This is a genomic window from Paraburkholderia flagellata (genome assembly GCF_021390645.1).
GTDB lineage: Bacteria > Pseudomonadota > Gammaproteobacteria > Burkholderiales > Burkholderiaceae > Paraburkholderia > Paraburkholderia flagellata.
Genome location: NZ_JAJEJT010000002.1, coordinates 2046163 through 2062153, shown reverse-complemented (window position 1 = coordinate 2062153; position 15991 = coordinate 2046163). Strand labels below are relative to the sequence as shown.

The 15991-nt window shown below is 64.0% G+C and carries 13 protein-coding genes; 6 read left to right on the top strand and 7 right to left on the bottom strand.

From position 1 onward, the window contains the following. Positions 1 to 8: 8 nt before the first annotated feature. From L0U83_RS23460 to L0U83_RS23440, 5 genes are all read right to left on the bottom strand, one after another. Positions 9 to 1277 (bottom strand): winged helix-turn-helix domain-containing protein, encoded by a 1269-nt coding sequence (locus tag L0U83_RS23460; protein ID WP_233886473.1) that lies wholly within the window; start codon positions 1275 to 1277, stop codon positions 9 to 11. Beyond that, positions 1270 to 3015: an FAD-dependent oxidoreductase gene (locus tag L0U83_RS23455; protein WP_233886472.1), complete on the bottom strand. Its 1746-nt coding sequence runs from the start codon at positions 3013 to 3015 to the stop codon at positions 1270 to 1272. The genes L0U83_RS23460 and L0U83_RS23455 overlap by 8 nt, the downstream gene beginning before the upstream one ends. 46 nt (positions 3016 to 3061) lie before the next feature. Then, a complete protein-coding gene (locus L0U83_RS23450; protein ID WP_233886471.1) occupies positions 3062 to 4051 on the bottom strand; it encodes a DedA family protein/thiosulfate sulfurtransferase GlpE in 990 nt (329 codons plus the stop codon). Positions 4052 to 4307: 256 nt separating this feature from the next. After that, complete coding sequence (locus tag L0U83_RS23445; RefSeq protein ID WP_028207914.1) at positions 4308 to 4553, bottom strand: hypothetical protein; 246 nt, start codon at positions 4551 to 4553, stop codon at positions 4308 to 4310. Between the two features lie 455 nt (positions 4554 to 5008). Next, on the bottom strand, positions 5009 to 6661 hold the full coding sequence (locus L0U83_RS23440) for a methyl-accepting chemotaxis protein (protein WP_233886470.1): 1653 nt from the start codon (positions 6659 to 6661) through the stop codon (positions 5009 to 5011). Between the two features lie 602 nt (positions 6662 to 7263). Here L0U83_RS23440 and L0U83_RS23435 point away from each other — a divergent pair. Both L0U83_RS23435 and L0U83_RS23430 read left to right on the top strand, forming a co-directional pair. Next, complete coding sequence (locus L0U83_RS23435; RefSeq protein WP_233886469.1) at positions 7264 to 7560, top strand: hypothetical protein; 297 nt, start codon at positions 7264 to 7266, stop codon at positions 7558 to 7560. Between the two features lie 114 nt (positions 7561 to 7674). Further along, positions 7675 to 8574 (top strand): glutamate/aspartate ABC transporter substrate-binding protein, encoded by a 900-nt coding sequence (locus tag L0U83_RS23430; protein WP_267939411.1) that lies wholly within the window; start codon positions 7675 to 7677, stop codon positions 8572 to 8574. 49 nt (positions 8575 to 8623) lie between these two features. Here L0U83_RS23430 and L0U83_RS23425 read toward each other — a convergent pair whose 3' ends face one another. Further along, positions 8624 to 9925, bottom strand: a complete 1302-nt coding sequence (locus L0U83_RS23425) for a gallate dioxygenase (RefSeq protein WP_233886468.1) — start codon at positions 9923 to 9925, stop codon at positions 8624 to 8626. A 134-nt stretch (positions 9926 to 10059) separates the two neighbouring features. Between L0U83_RS23425 and L0U83_RS23420 the strand changes: the two genes are divergently transcribed. The 4 genes from L0U83_RS23420 to L0U83_RS23405 all read left to right on the top strand — a co-directional run bounded on the left by L0U83_RS23420 (position 10060) and on the right by L0U83_RS23405 (position 15157). Then, complete coding sequence (locus tag L0U83_RS23420) at positions 10060 to 11034, top strand: LysR substrate-binding domain-containing protein (protein ID WP_233886467.1); 975 nt, start codon at positions 10060 to 10062, stop codon at positions 11032 to 11034. A 376-nt stretch (positions 11035 to 11410) separates the two neighbouring features. Next, entirely contained in the window at positions 11411 to 13636 is a 2226-nt protein-coding gene (locus tag L0U83_RS23415; protein WP_233886466.1) for a TonB-dependent receptor, read from the top strand. Positions 13637 to 13766: 130 nt separating this feature from the next. Continuing rightward, a complete protein-coding gene (locus tag L0U83_RS23410) occupies positions 13767 to 14450 on the top strand; it encodes a Fe2+-dependent dioxygenase (protein WP_233886465.1) in 684 nt (227 codons plus the stop codon). Next, on the top strand, positions 14447 to 15157 hold the full coding sequence (locus tag L0U83_RS23405) for a PepSY-associated TM helix domain-containing protein (protein WP_233886464.1): 711 nt from the start codon (positions 14447 to 14449) through the stop codon (positions 15155 to 15157). Before L0U83_RS23410 ends, L0U83_RS23405 begins: the two co-directional genes overlap by 4 nt. A gap of 55 nt (positions 15158 to 15212) precedes the next feature. Here the strand turns inward: L0U83_RS23405 and cobF are convergent, their stop codons facing one another. Then, complete coding sequence (gene cobF, locus L0U83_RS23400; protein WP_233886463.1) at positions 15213 to 15986, bottom strand: precorrin-6A synthase (deacetylating); 774 nt, start codon at positions 15984 to 15986, stop codon at positions 15213 to 15215. Positions 15987 to 15991 lie beyond the last annotated feature (5 nt).

Below are 15991 nucleotides of genomic sequence, written 5' to 3'. Positions count from 1 at the left end.
CCGCGCGCTCACACAGCCAGCAGGGCGGCCGCAAGGCCGTCCGGCGCGGCGTCGATGCTCAGTTCCGGCGTGCCGTGCCAGTCCGCGCAACGCTGCAGCGCCCGGCGCAAGTCGGCCACCAGACGGCCACTCGCGCGCACGCCGGGCTCCAGATGCAGCGACTTCACCTCGAACACCTGCTGCGCCCGATGCGCCTTGGCGTCGATACGCCCGATGAGCCGCCCGCGATTCAAGATCGGCAGTACGAAGTAACCGTACTTGCGCTTCGCTGCCGGCACATAGCACTCCATGGCGTAGTCGAAATCGAATAGCGCCAGTGCGCGCTTGCGGTCCCAGACCACCGGGTCGAAGGGCGAGAGCAGAGTCGTGACCGTGGAGGCGAGCTTGCCGCTTGCCGCATCGTCGATGAGCGGCGCGTGCTCGCGATGCACGAACGCGTCCTGCTTCCAGCCTTCCACGCGCACTGGCAGCAACTCGCCCGCGTCGGCGAGCGCATGCAGGGCATCGGCATACGGGCGGCGCGGCAGGCGGAAGTAGTCGGCGGCCCAGTCCGCACGGATCACGCCGAGCGCGCGGCAGGAGCGCAGGAGCAGCTCGCGTTCCGCTTCGGCGCGCGGCAGCAGATCGCGTGCGTCGTTCCAGTGTGGCAACACGCGCTCGGCCACGTCGTACACGCGCTGGAAGTTGTGACGCTGGGCCACCATCAGCGCGCCGGTTGCGAAGAGCACCTCCAGATGCCGCTTCTCCGGCTTCCAGTCCCACCATCCGTTGCCCTTGTCGCCCTCGGCGCGCGCGAAGTCGGCGGAACGTACAGCGCCCTCGGTGCGAATGCGTTCGAGCAGCGCATCGATTTCGTCGCGGTACTGGTCGTGCCACTCGGCCGCGTATTTCCAGCCCATGCCTGAAGGATCGAGCATGCGATGACGCAGCAGCCCATAGTCCTCGATCGGCAGGAAGCACGCCTCGTGCGCCCAGTATTCGAACAGGCGCCCTTGCGCGAGATGCGCGTCGAGCCAGGCCGGCTCGAACGCGCCAATGCGGCTGAACAGCACGAAATAAGGACTGCGCGCGACCACATGGATCGTGTCGATCTGCAGCTGGGCCATGCGGCGGATGGCGTCGAGCACGTCGTCCGGCGTGGCCTTGCGGCGTGGCGGCGCGAGCAGCCTTTGTGCCGCGAGGTGCAGCGTGCGCGCCGCCGCGAGCGGCAGAATCAGCGAGGAACGGGCTTCGGCAACCGTGGGCGCATCGGCCGCGTCCGCACCGCGCTCACGCATGGACGCCCGCAACCACCGACACCGGCCGCAGCGCGGCGAGCCGTTGATGGATCTGCGCGACCACGGCCGCGCCTTCGCCCACCGCCGCGGCCACGCGCTTGGTCGAGCCTGCGCGCGCGTCGCCGATCGCGTAGACGCCTTCCACCGAAGTCGCGAGGCTGCACGACTCGTTGTCCCCGGTCAGCACGAAGCCGTGCGGGTCGAGCTTCACGCCGCACGCGCGCAACCAGCCCGTATTCGGGTCGGCGCCCGTGAAGAGGAACAGGTGGCGCGAATCGAAATGGTCGACGCCTTCCGGGCACGGCGTCTTCAGACGCACCGACGCGAGACCGCCACCGTCTTCGCCCAGGCCGCCGATCTCGCTGCGCCCATGCACCCGCACGTTCGCGAGCGAGGCGATCCGGTCAATCAGATAGCGCGACATCGTCGATTCGAATCCGGTCTTGCGGATCAGCACGTCGATCTGGCGCGCATGCGTCGAGAGGTAGACGATCGCCTGGCCCGCCGAATTGCCGCCGCCCACGAGCACGATGTTTTCGTGCTTGCAGAGCTTCGCCTCGACCGGAGAGGCCCAGTAATAGATTCCGCGCCCCGTATAGCGATCGATGCCCTCGATCGCGGGCTTGCGGTACACCGCGCCGCTCGCGATCACCACGGTATGCGCGCGCACATCGCCGCTGCAGGTTTCGAGCCGGCGCGGTTCTTCATCGCAGAACAGCTTGCGCACCGTGACCGGAATGGCCACGTGCGCGCCGAACTTCTGCGCCTGCACGAACGCGCGGCCTGCGAGCGCCTGGCCCGAGATGCCGGTGGGAAAGCCCAGGTAGTTTTCGATGCGCGAGCTTGCGCCCGCCTGGCCGCCCGGCGCGCGCGAATCGAGCACGATCACCGAAAGGCCCTCGGAGGCGGCGTACACAGCGGTGGCGAGTCCGGCCGGGCCCGCGCCCACCACGGCGACGTCGTAGACGCGCTGGCCATCGAGCTCGGGCAGGATGCCGAGACACGTGGCCAGCTCGGGGGCGCTCGGATGGCGCAGCACCGTGCCGTCGGGGCAGATCACGAGCGGCAGGTCTTCGCAGCGCGCGGCGAAACGCTCGACTACGCAGAGCATGCTTTCGTCGCGCTCGTCGAGCACCGAATACGGATGGCCGTTGCGCGAGAGGAAGCCTTGCAGCGAAACGAGTGCGGGATCGTCGTGCTTGCCCACGAGAATCGGGCCGCCCGCGCCCTTTTCGATGAGCGAGACGCGGCGCAGGATCAGTGCGCGCACGATGCGCTCGCCGAGTTCAGCCTCGGCGACGATGGCCGCGCGCAGTTGCTCGGGCGGAATCAGGATCGCATCGACGGGTTCGAGCGCCAGGCCGTCCACGAGCGCCGGGCCGCCCGAAAGCTGGCCCACTTCGGCGAGGAAATGCCCGCGCCCATGTTCGACGATGAGCCGCTCGCGGCCCAAGCCGTCGCGCTGGAACACTTTGACTGAACCGGAGAGCAGCACGAACATGCCGGGACCGGTTTCGCCGGTTCGAAAGAGCAGTTCGCCCGCTGCCCAGTGGCGCCGCTCGCCGAAGCGCGCAAGGCGCGCGATTTCATCGTCGGTGAGCTCGGGGAACATCTGGTGGCGCCGCGTGGAGAGCGTCGAGAACGGCGCTTCGGCGGGTTGCGGCTGCGTGTCGGAGTGGCGGCTCGCGGAAGGAAGGTCCGCGGATTCCGGAACCTCGGCTTCGGTGATCGTGCCCATCTGGCGGTTCTCCTCGTGCGGGCGGCTCGGGAGCGGGCCGCCCGGATCAGACAGCTTTCGGCGTGATGTTGACCGGGACTTCGGTGTGGGCGTGCACCTGGAGCGACTCGATCGCGCGGCCGGCGTCGCGCCACGCATCGAGGCCGCCGAGCAGCGGCACCACATCAGTAAAGCCGGCCTCGACGAGCTTCTTCGCCATCCAGGCCGCGGAAATTTCATTGGGGCACGAGCAATAGATCACGAGCTTCTGGTCGTTCGGATATTTGCCGACGATTTCGTCGAGCTTGCGCTCGTCGGCGAATAACGCGCCCGGAATGATGTACGGATCGAGCTTGCGCTTTTCTTCTGAACGAATGTCGAACACGACGGGCGGTGGCTTGCCGCCCATCGCGCGGTAGAGGTCCTCCACCGTGATGCGTGCGCTCGCGAGCTTCTTGATGAGCTGACGGCGGCGCTGCCAGCGGTAGGTCGCGTAGAGCACCAGCAGCACGACCACCACGACAGCGGCAAAGCGCCCAAGGCGGCTTGCGCCGGCGAGCATCATGTCGATCTGCGGTGCGAACATCACGCCGATGAGCAGGCCGGTGCCTGACCACAGCGCCGCGCCGATGCCGTCGAAGCCGACGAACTGGCGGTAGGGCACGCCCATCGCGCCGGCCAACGGCACGGAAACGAGCGACAAGCCCGGCACGAACTTGGCGACGGCGAGCACGCGCACGCCCCAGCGGCCGAAAAAGCGCTCGGTTTTTTTCACGCAGGTGTCGCGCGAGAGCGAGAGCTTGCAGAGCGTCTTGAGCGTGTTGCCGCCGTAGAGGCGCCCGGCCATGAACCACACGCTGTCGCCGATCAGCATGGCGAAGATGGAGAGCCCGAGCACCGGCGCGACCTGCTGGCCGATCGAACCGGGATGCATGGCCGCCATCGCGCCGAACAAGACGAGCGCGGGCATCGCGGGCACGGGCAGCCCTAGCGATCCGGCGAGCACATTGATGAACACCAGCGCAGGCCCGTATTGCGCGACGAGGTCATGTAGCATCGGCTTACTTCCGTTACGCGTTTAAGCGGGGAACGGGAAAGATAGGAGGGTAACGTAAAGATTATGGACGCATTTCGTAGGCGTGCAAGCGACCCCCCTGCACGCGCGTGAGAATGCCTGCCGAGTGCGGCAGGCATGTGAAAAAAGCGCCGGATTGAAAAGCGGTAGACGCGATGAGCGCGAAATGAACGGAAAGCGACCGAACGCGGCACACGAGACTTTGCGTGCCGCGTTCGTGGCGCCTCTTTCCGTGCGCTTAGCGCGTGTGTGATTCCCCGGGCAACTCGGCGCCTTGTGCGCGAATTGCCGCGATCAGCTCGGCCGGCGTGATTTCATAACGCACTTCGCGATGGATGCCCGGCTTGCGCTCGTCGACTTCGACCAGCAAGAGGCTTTTGCCGTCGGCCGCCGATTCGAGGCGCAGTGAACGCAGTTCGCGTCCGGTCGCGTCGTCATGCTCGGTGAGCAGGGTCATGTTTCCGGAAGACCCGGTCGTGCGCATTGATGTTGTCCTCGTGCGTAGGGTGGTCGAGCCATTGTACGGGGTCGGCTGCACGGCGTGTTCATGCAAGTGAGCGCCGACACACACAGCGAGATCGCTGTGCCGCGACCCTGGCCAGCCAGTTTAACGCGACTCGCCGCGGCGACGCCCGTTTTTGCGCGCCCTGCAACGGGCCATGCGAAATGCGTTGCGCGTTGCACCGCTGTCATGGTTGCGAAGCAAAGCAATGCCAGGCGAGAGGCATATGCAGCAGAAAAAACGGCTCACCCGGGCAGGCCGGATGAGCCGCTGAAACGCCGTTGTTACTCGGATCAGCAAACCGTGGTACGGCTTGTTGACGGTTTTCATGGTGCCGCCGGGGCGGCGCACTGTCGAGATGGGACTAACGCCGATCTCTCAGACCAATAAGCCGGCGTGGATCGACTGCTCTTGCGGCGCAGCGTGGGTGCCGGTCGTTATGCCGCGATGTGTTCGGCCGCTTCGGCAATATTGACGCTCTCGCGGCGTGCCGGGGTGCGAGCGGGCTTCGAGCGCTTCGACGCTTCCGCGCCGCCCGCCACCGTAAACAGGCGCACGGCTTCGTCGAGAACGTCGGCCTGTTCGGCGAGCCGCTGCGCCGTGGCGGCGGCCTGCTCGACGAGGGCGGCGTTCTGCTGCGTGGCGCTGTCCAGATGCGCCACGGCTTGATTGACCTGGCGGATGCCCTCTGCCTGCTCGCCGCTCGCGTTCGCGACCTCGGTGATGATCGACGAGACGCGGCTCACGGCTTCGTCGATCGAGCGCATCTGCGCAGTCGTGTTGCCGACGAGACGCGTGCCCTCGGCGATCTCGTTCACGCTGGCGTCCACGACCTGCTTGATCTCCCTCGCTGACGCCGCGCAGCGCTGCGCGAGCATGCGCACCTCGCCAGCGACGACGGCGAACGAGCGGCCCGCCTCGCCCGCGCGCGCGGCTTCGACGGCGGCGTTGAGCGCGAGGATGTTGGTCTGGAACGCGATGCCGTCGATCACGCCGGTGATGTCGCTGATGCGGCGCGAGGCGTCGGTGATGCCCGTCATCGTGCGCTCCATCTGCGCCGCGATCGAGCCGCCTTCGGCGGCTGCGGACTGCGCGTCGCGCGCGAGATCGAGTGCGCGCGCACTCGCTTCGGCGTTGGCCTGCACGGTGGTCGTGAGTTGATCCATCGTGGCCGCGGTTTCTTCGAGCGATGCGGCCTGCATTTCAGTGCGGCGCGAGAGATCGAGATTGCCGCTGGAGATCTCGTGCGCGGCGTCTAGCATGCCGTCGATCTGCGAACGCACGTCGAACACGATCGCCGTGAGATTGGCCTGCAACTGGTTGAGCGCGTGGAGGACGTCGCCGAGATCGTCGTTCGTGGCGACCGCGAGCGTGGCCGTGAGGTCGCCCGCGGCCATGCGCGTGGAGGCCGTGGTCATTTGCGCGAGCGGCGCGCCGAGGTGGCGCGTGGTGAGGCGCCAGGCGCCGAGTGCACAAACGCAGGCCGCGCCGAACGCGCCCCAGAAGGGCAGCGGCGGCAGACCTTGCCAGGCGGCGAGGCCGGCTGCGGCGAACACGGCCGGCACGGCGCCATAGCCGAATGCGATGCGCGTGGCGATAGGCACACGCAGCAGCGACTGCAGCGCACCCACGAGGCCCGTGCGCACCACGGAGCCGTGGCGCAGCCGCACGCCTTGCAGACGTCCCTCGCGCATTTGCGCGTAGAAGGCTTCAGCCGTTCGGACTTCCTCGCGCGTGGGCTTCACGCGCACGCTCAGATAGCCGACCACCGTGCCTTGCTCGGAGACGGGCGTGACGTTCGCGCGCACCCAGTAGTGGTCGCCGGACTTGCGGCGGTTCTTCACGATCGCGGTCCAGGGGCGCCCTTCACGGACGGTCTCCCACAGGTCGGCGAACGCTTCGGCCGGCATGTCGGGATGCCGAATGATGTTATGCGCCTTCCCGATCAGCTCCTCTTTCGTAAAGCCGGACACCGCGACGAACGCAGGATTGCAGTACTGAATGCGGCCCTTGAGATCAGTGGCCGAGACGAGCATCTGCGAAGCGGGATAGTCGAATTCCTGTTGCGTGATGGGTTGATTGTTGCGCATGAATTTCCTTCGATGGGGCCGCTTGAGGCCCAACAACACAGCGAGGCATATCGGCATTTCCCTTGCGAACTTTAGGGGTATGCGTGTTTTGGGGGCGCGTGAGGCGATATGCGCGCAGCGAGAAAATCTGTTGTGCAATCAATGGATTGGCGTGGATGTTGGGGGGTGTATGCACAGACTTTTCCCCGTTAACTGTGGACAAGTCCAGTGCCTCCAAAATGTGCAACTTCTCTGTCGCGTGACGTGTTGGCGTTTGCGATCAAGGGCTTAGGTTCGCTGTCCAGAAGTTGTGCACAGGGCTGCCAACAAAATCTGTGGAAAAGCTAGGTAGGTTTCGAGGCCGTTCGAGGTTGCGTTGCTGCGATTGGGAACGCCGCGGGTTAACCGAAACGCATCAAGGACTTGATACGGTCTTCCAAGGGTTACGCACAGGGCTGCCAACAAAAATTGTGGACAAGTCATGGCGCGCGGAACGGTTCGTGTTGCCAACGAACCTGGCCTCGACGGCCGCCCGCAAGTTTTCGGGATGAGCAATCTTGAGCCGATGCGAAGATAGCCGCCCCTCGTCCCCTTGCACGCTGGTCCTCGCAATGAAACTCCCCATGCTATTCAAGTCGCTGTTCGATTTCGAAACGGACAACCCGGCACCCAGCGCGCTCCCCGTACCTGCGGCTGAGCCGACTCCGCAACCGCACCCTGTCCCGCGCCCTCAAGCCGAATCCATTCAGGCCGACGAAGCGAGGCATGACCCCGACTCGCTGCTCGCCGCCATCGACGCCCTTGGCGAGATCGTACTTGCGCTCGACGCACAGCTTCGCGCCGAGCGTCGCAGTGGTACTCAGCTTCGTACTTGCCTGAACGACGAGCTGACGGCGCTTCGAACGTCGCTCATCCACTAGCGACTTAACCTTGAGTTATGTCGACGCAACCGATTTCAATTGCCACGTCGCTTCGAGGCATGAATACTCGGGTACGGCGCACGAAGCGTCGACCGACCATCCGGAGGAGACTAAATGAAAAAGGTTGCAACGCTTGCGGCAGTCGTCATGGGATGCACGTATCTCGCGCCGGTTCAGGCGCAGGACGCCACGAGCGCCACCCTCAAAAAAATCCGCGATACAGGTGTGATTTCCCTGGGCGTGCGGGAATCGTCGGTGCCGTTCTCGTACTACGACAGCGAGCAGCACACGATCGGCTATGCCCAGGATATCGCGCTGAAGATCGTCGACGAGGTGAAAAAGGAACTGAAGCTCGACAAGCTCACGGTCAAGGAAATTCCGATCACTTCGCAGAACCGCATTACGCTGGTCCAGAACGGCACGATCGATATCGAGTGCGGCTCGACCACGCACACCAGGGAACGCGACAACCAGGTTGCGTTCACGAACAGCTTCTTTCAGTACGGCGTGCGCCTGATTGCGAAGAAGGATTCGGGGATCAAGGACTTTCCCGATCTCGCAGGCAAGACCGTCGTGACCACGGCGGGAACGTCGGAGGACAGGCTGCTGCGAGAGATGAACAACGACAAGAAGATGGGCATGCAACTCATCGCCGCCAAAGACCACGCGGAGTCGTTTCTCAACGTGAAGACGGGGCGCGCTGTCGCGTTCGTCATGGACGAGCCGCTGCTGTACGGCGCGCGGGCCAAGGAGACGAACCAGCAGGACTACCTGATCACTGGCACGCCGCCGCTGTCCGAGGTATATGGCTGCATGGTGCGCAAAGACGACCCCGCCTTCAAGAAATTGGCCGATGGCGTGATCGCTCGGATACAAACTTCGGGTGAGGCAGAACGGCTCTACACGAAGTGGTTTACGCAGCCTGTTCCGCCGAAGGGGATGAACCTGAACTATCCGTTGTCCAACGAGAATCGGGCGCTGTTTGCGCATCCGAATGATCGGGCGCTTGATTGATTACAGGATCGCGTATTCACGCGGCGGCCGCACCCGAGCGGCCGCCAGCTTACGCTGACTTCGCTTCCCCGTCCTGCCATTCCTCGCTCGCTTCCACATCGCCCGCCACCGAGTAGAGCACCCGCGTATTGCGTGTCTTGAGGAAATCTTCAAGCGTTTCCCCACGCATGGCCGCGTAGATGTGAAGGTTCGAAGTCCCAACGACTGCGCCGAGCTTTTCGAGCATGAAGAAGATCACGCCGTAGTGAATCAGTCCGCGCCAGTCGCGCCGGCGCACGAGACCCTTTTCCTCTTCGGTCAGCCCGGCCTCGGCAAACGAGCGCTCCGGGTTCGCAAGAAATGCACGCCGATGCCCCTCGTCGATCATCGCGTGCAGGTACTTGTTCAGACGGTACGCCTTCACACTCGATTCGAGTCCGAACGGATACGTGCCCGTGAGCTTTTCCGCACCGGCCAGTTGCCGCGCCATGTGCTGGCGGTGCCGCGCCTGCGCCTCACCGGCCGGCGCCATCGCCGCGTTTTCGAGCACGAGTGTGCCGATGCCCGTCATCGAGGGCAGGTAGTAGCCGCTATGCACTTTCTTCACGTTGCCGCTCAGCGCGCCGCGCATGATCAGCCACATGATGATTTCGGCGCCTTCGAGCCCGCCCAACTGGGCGTACTCCGCATGCGTCATTTCCGCGAGCGCCTCCGGGTCGTTCGTGATGGCGTCGAGGAAGCGGTGGTCCCAGTCCACGTTGTTGAAGCCCGCGTGTTCGCCGTGCACCTGGTGCGAGAGGCCGCCCGTTGCCATCACCACCACGCGCAGGTCCTCGGGGAAGCTCTCTATCGCGCGCCGCAGCGCCTGGCCGAGTTTGAAGCAACGGCGAGCGGTGGGAATCGGGAACTGCAGCACGCCCACCTGCAGTGGAACTACGCGCGTGGGCCAGCCCGTTTCCGTGCGCTCGAGCAGCGCTGACATCGGCGAGAAGAAACCGTGGTCGAGCGGCTTGTCCTGGAAGAACGACATGTCGAATTCGTCGCTCACGAGGCTCGTGCCGATATGCCGCGCGAGCGCCGCGTGTCCGCCAATGCCGGGCAGGTCGCGCGCGCCGCCGCCTTCGTCGGCGACCTGGTATTCGTTGCCGATGCCGAGCGCGAACGCCGAGTAATGGTCGAAGAAGAACGACGTCACATGGTCGTTGTAGACGTAGACGATGGCGTCGGGCTGCTGTTCGCGCAGCCAGCGCTTGACCGGCTCGAAGCTCTCGAAGATCGGCGCCCAGGCCGGATCCTGCTCCTTGTGCGCGTCGTGCGCGAAGCCGATAGTCGGGGTGTGCGAAACGGCGATGCCGCCAACGATCGTGGCCATGTCTCCCTCTCCTTGTTTGCGGGTGATTTATATCGATGGCGCCAATGTAGGGTTGACGGGAGGTTATGTAAATTGACTTTTTCTTGAAAATTCCATAACTTGAGATTATGGAAAATAAGGAAACCCGGCGGCGCGTGAAGGCCGACATCGATGCAGACGCAGCCCGCGAAGCGGCAGACGAGGCACAGCGGCAACTCGCGTCGAGGCTGCGTCTGCGGCATTTGAACTGTTTCGTGGCGATCGCCCAGGAGCGCACGCTCGCGCGCGCGGCGGCGCGTTTGCATTTGAGCCAGCCAGCCGTTTCGAAGACCCTCGTGGAACTCGAGCAATGGGCGGGCGCACGTCTCGTCGAACGCGGCAGAAACGGCGCGGCGCTGACGGTGCAGGGCGAGCGCTTCCTGCGCTATGCGCTCGACGCGACGCGCGCGGTCGAGGCGTCCGCGCTCGCACTCGGGCGGCAGGACCCGCATGCAGCACCAGCGGTGCGCCTGGGCGCGTTGCCAACCGTGGCAACGGCGCTGCTGCCAGAAGCCCTCCTGCGTTTCACGGCGTTGCGCCCGCAAGTGGGCGTGAAGATTCATACCGACTCGAATGCCGAGCTACTGCGTGCGGTGAAAGCGGGCGAGCTCGACCTGATGGTGGGGCGCATGGCCGAGCCGGCGATGTTGCAGGGCGTGTCGTTCGAATATCTCTATACGGAGTCGCTCCTCGTCGTCGTGCGCGCGGGGCATCCGCTTGCGAACGAAAGCGGTGCGCCAGCGCTCGGCGACGTGCTCGGTTTTCCGCACGTGATCGCGGGCGAGCGCACCGCGCCGCGCCATCACACCGAGGCGTTTCTTGAAACGCATGGTTTCGCCGTGCCTGAAGGCGCGATCGAAACGCAATCGGCTTCCGTGGCGCGCTTGATCGTCGCCGGTTCTAACGCCGTGTGGATTGTGCCGCAGCGAGTCGCGCAGAGCGACATCGACGCTGGGGTGCTCGTGCAGATCGACGTGCCGGCCCCGCAGGGTGTGGAGCCGATCGGCATTCTTCGGCGCAGCACCGCTACGCTCGACGAAGCGATTGGCGCACTCGCGCAGCAATTGCGCGAATGCGCTCAAGCGGCGTAGTGCGAGACATCGTCATTTAATTCGATATCCGAATTAAATGACGCGCGCCGTCCAGAACTAATCAGATGAATACAGTGAGCGTCGACTCGATTTGAATGGCGTAAATTACATTTACCTTAACGGTGATGAGCCTTACCGATCACACCACCAAACTGTTGCTCAAACGCCGAAACCGATTGAAAGGGAATGAAACATATGGAATGATATCGATTCTCATTACCGCGGAGCCTTCCGCGGCCAAACAACAAGACCAGCCAGCCTAGCTTCGTTTCCCTCGGTCCTTTCGGGGCGGCCCAGCCAGCCAATCCACCCGCGTCGTCCGCGCCAGTTTTGTGCGCGTCGCACGGCCGGGTCGTATGCCTTGCACAGGGACCTCATGTTGAACCGGACGCCGCTCGCGAGTGCGCTCGCGCTGACCTTTGCCGTACCTTTCGCTTCGTCTGCACTCGCGCAAAGCGCGCCTGCAACTGCTGCCACTGCCGCTTCGGGGGCGGCCGCCGCGCAGAGCAATCAGACGATCCAGGCCTCGCAGGCGGCAAGCGCCACGAACAACGCCACACTGCCCACGATCTCCGTGTCGGGTCAAAGCGATGCTCAGGACTTCCAGGCTGATACCGCGACCGTGGGTGCGAAAACGCCTACGGCGCTGCGCGACATTCCGCAGTCGGTCACAGTGATCAACAAGGCCGTGATGCAGTCGCAGGGCGCCACGTCGTTCCAGGACGCGCTGCGCAACGCGCCCGGCATCACGATCGGCGGTGCGGAAGGCGGCCAGATTGGCAACAACATCAACCTGCGCGGCTTCACGGCGCAAAACGACATTTACCTCGACGGCTTTCGCGACCGCAACCAGTACTACCGCGACACCTTCGATCTCGAATCGATCGAAGTGCTCTACGGTCCTTCGTCGATGCTGTTTGGCCGCGGTTCCACCGGCGGCGTGATCAACCAGGTCACGAAGCAGGCGAACCTCAAGCCGCTCACCGAAGTGTCGACCACCATCGGCACTGACGACCGCTATCGCGCGACGCTCGACGTGAACCGCCCGCTCGGCGATCACGCTGCGTTTCGTCTGAATGCGTTCGGCCAGTCGATGGGCTCGACGCGCGACGTGATGAAGAATAAGGACTACGGTTTCGCGCCCGAGTTGCGCTTTGGCATTGGCACGCCGACCGAAGTCACGATCTCGGCGCTGATCCAGCACAACTACGACATGCCGGACTATGGCGTGCAGGCGATCAACGGCCACCCGTTCGCGCCTTCGAAAAGCACGTTCTACGGCCTCACCGACGACCGCACGATCCAGGACGTGCAGACTGTTCAGGCGCGCGTGGATCACCGTTTCAACGACCAGTTCAAGATCACCAACCAGACGCAGTTCTCGCATTCGCTCACCGACGCGCGCGAGACCGCGCCTGGTGCCGTGTTAACGGGCCCGCTTTCTTCGAGCACGGCGCTCAAGAACGGCAACTTCACGAACCTGCCGCTCGAAGATCTGTACATCAAGCTTGCGAGCCACGACCGCGTGATCGAGAACCACTCGATCTACAACGATACGATGGCGCAATACAAGTTCAACACGGGCTTCCTGAAGCACGAGATGATCGCGGGCGTCGAGGTGGGACACGACAGCTATACGAATCAGGCCTACACGCGCAACAACCTGCCGATTCTCTCGCTGCTTAACCCGGCCTATATCTCGACGCCCTCGAACGTCACGACGACGGTGGGCAACCACGCGGAGTCTGGCGCGACTACGCTCGCGGCGTACTTCAACGAAACGATGTCGATCGGGGAGCACTGGAAGATCATTGGCGGCGTGCGTTGGGATCGCTTCCAGGCGCATATTGCCAACACGATTACCTTGCCGCTCTACGCGGACCAGACCAACACGTTCACGAGCGTTCGCGCGGGCGCGATTTATCAGCCGACCGACTGGCAGTCGTACTACTTCTCGTACGGCACGTCGTTTGACCCGTCGCTTGAAGCGCTTACGGTCACGAACAACACGCAGAACCTCGCGCCCGAGAGCACCAAATCGTATGAAGTCGGCGCGAAGTGGGACTTGCTCGGCGGAAATCTTTCGGTTACCTCAGCATTCTTCCAGCAGGAAATGGACAACGCGCGCACGCAAACCGCGACGGGCGAATACACGCTTTCGGGCGACATTCGCGTGCGCGGCTTCCAGGCGGGCGCAACGGGCCACCTCACCAACAAGTGGCAGGTGTTCGCGGGCTACACGTATATGGACGGCGTGATTCTCAAGGCACTTGACGGAACCCAGGGCAACACGCCGGCCAACACGCCGCGCAATACCTTCACGCTGTGGACCACCTATGCGTTCACGCCGCATTGGGAAATCGGCGGCGGACCGACCTATATGTCGGCGCGCTACGCGGCGAACACGAACTACGTGGAAACCGGCGGCTACACGCGCTGGGACGCGATGGCCGAGTACCACGAAAAGAAGTGGGACGTGCGGCTGAATCTGCTGAATCTGACCAACAAGTTCTACTATGACGCCCTCATCCCGTCGGACGGCGGACGTTCAGTGCCGGGCGTTGGCCGCACGTTCCTTGCGACGGCCGATTACCGGTTCTGATTAGCGCGCATACGCGTGCGCCGCGCTTCTGCGCGCGGTCACGCGAAGCCCGCATAATGCGGGCTTTTTGCGTAACTGCGCGTGTGTGCGCGAATGCAGCCGCGAATGCGGCGCAACGAAGGAAACGACGATGCTGGTTCACGTGCCCAACGTACTGACGCCCGAGCAGGTGCGCGCGCTGCGCGTGCGGCTCGACAATGCAGGCGACGCCTGGGTAGACGGCCGCGCGACGGCTGGCTGGTCTGGCGCGCCCGTGAAGCGCAACGTGCAGATCGCCGAGCACACGCCAATCGCACGGGAGCTTGGCGACATGGTGCTCGCGGCCATCGAACGCAATCCGCTCTTCATCAGCGCGGCGCTGCCCAACCAGGTGTATCCGCCGCTCTTCAACCGCTATGAAGGCGGCATGACGTTCGGCAGCCACGTGGACGGCGCCGTGCGTGTGCTGCCCAACGGCGTGAAGCTTCGCACAGACGTTTCGTGCACGCTCTTTCTCTCGTCGCCCGACGAATACGACGGTGGCGAACTCGTGGTCGAAGACACCTACGGCGTGCAACAAGTGAAGCTGCCGGCGGGCGACATGATCGTCTATCCGGCCACGAGCCTGCACCAGGTCACGCCGGTCACGCGCGGCGCGCGTGTGGCGAGCTTCTTCTGGGTGCAAAGCCTCGTGCGCGACGACACGAAGCGCGCTCTGCTCTTCGACATGGACACCGCTATCCAGCGCCTGAACGCAAGCGACGCCGACGCCCAGGCGCGGCGCAGCCTCGTGGGCTGCTACCACAATCTTTTGCGACTTTGGAGTGAAACATGAGCTTTTCCGATACCGCCGAGATCGATGCACCGGCAACGCGGCGCACACCTCTCGACGCCGAACAGCGCGACGAGCGCGCAAAGCGTTCGCGCCGCGCGACCTTCATCAAGTGGCTGCGCAAGGTGCACGGCTGGGTGGGTCTGTGGGGCGCGGCGCTTGGCCTGCTGTTCGGCGCAACGGGGTTCGTGCTGAATCATCGCGCCGAGCCGCTGCGCATCTCGCCGGGCGCGCCGCAAGTCTCGACGGTGCAGATCGCCGTGCCAGACCCAGCGCCCGAAACGCCGCGAGAAATGGTGAAATGGTTGCGATCGCAACCTGATTTGAAGCTGCCAGCACGCATGGGCCGCGTGCAGAAGGAGCCCGAGCACAACGTGGCGTGGGGCGATCGCAAAGTCGTGCAGCCTGAGCATTGGCAGATGATGTTCACGTCACCCGGCGAGAGCGTGGCGGTCGAGTACTGGGTGGGCAACGACAAGCTCACGCTCAAGCGCAACGACAACTCGCTCGTCTCGACGATCACCAACCTGCACAAGGGTACGGGCATGAGCGTGGGCTGGGTGCTGTTCATCGACAGCTTCGCCGGGGCGCTCATTCTGCTGTCGCTCACAGGCGTGCTTCTTTGGACGGAGCTGAACAGGCGCAAGACGGTGGGCGCTGTGCTGTTGTTCGGCTCGATTATCGTGGCGGTGTGCGTAGGGCTGGCGTAAGCCCCGACGGGTGAACCAGACGACGTGCGCGAACGTCATTGTTCGCGCGCTCCTTTCAGTCTTTCACGCCGCGTTTGCGCAGCAAATACGTGTCCATGATCCATCCGTTCGCCTCGCGCGCTTGTGCGCGAACGCGGACGATCTCGTCTTTCACGTCTTCCAGGCGGCCCGACATCAGGATCTCGTCAGGTGTGCCGACATATGCACCCCAATAGATATCGAGGTCCTCACCCGCGAGTTGCGCATACGCGTTTTGCGCGTCGAGCATGACCACGGCGCTTTCCACGTCCTGCGGAAAGCCGCCCTCCGCGAGCCGCCTTCCCGTCGTGATGCTCACCGGCTTGCCGATGAAGTTGAGCGGCACGCGATGCTTCGCCGCGAGCGCCTGAACGCTGCTAATGCCCGGAATCACCTCGAAGTCGAACGCCAGCCTGCCATCGGCAAGAATGGAATCGAGAATGCGGATCGTGCTGTCATAGAGCGATGGATCGCCCCATACGAGAAACGCGCCGCATTGGCCGTCCGTCAATTCCTCTTCGATCAGGCGCTCGAATACGCGCTGCTTGTCGCGGTTGAGTTCGTACACGGCGGTCTTGTAATCGAGACCCTCGTCGCGGCGCCGCTCGGGGCTCGTCGCTTCCACGATTCGATAGTCGTGGTCCTTGATAAAGCGCGCGCAGATTTCCTTGCGCAGCGCGACAAGTTTGTCCTTGGCAGCGCCCTTGTCCATCACGAAGAACACGTCGGCGGCGTTGAGCGCTTCGATCGCCTGCACGGTCAGGTAGTTCGGGTCACCCGCGCCGATGCCGATGATAAGGATCTTTTTCACGTTGC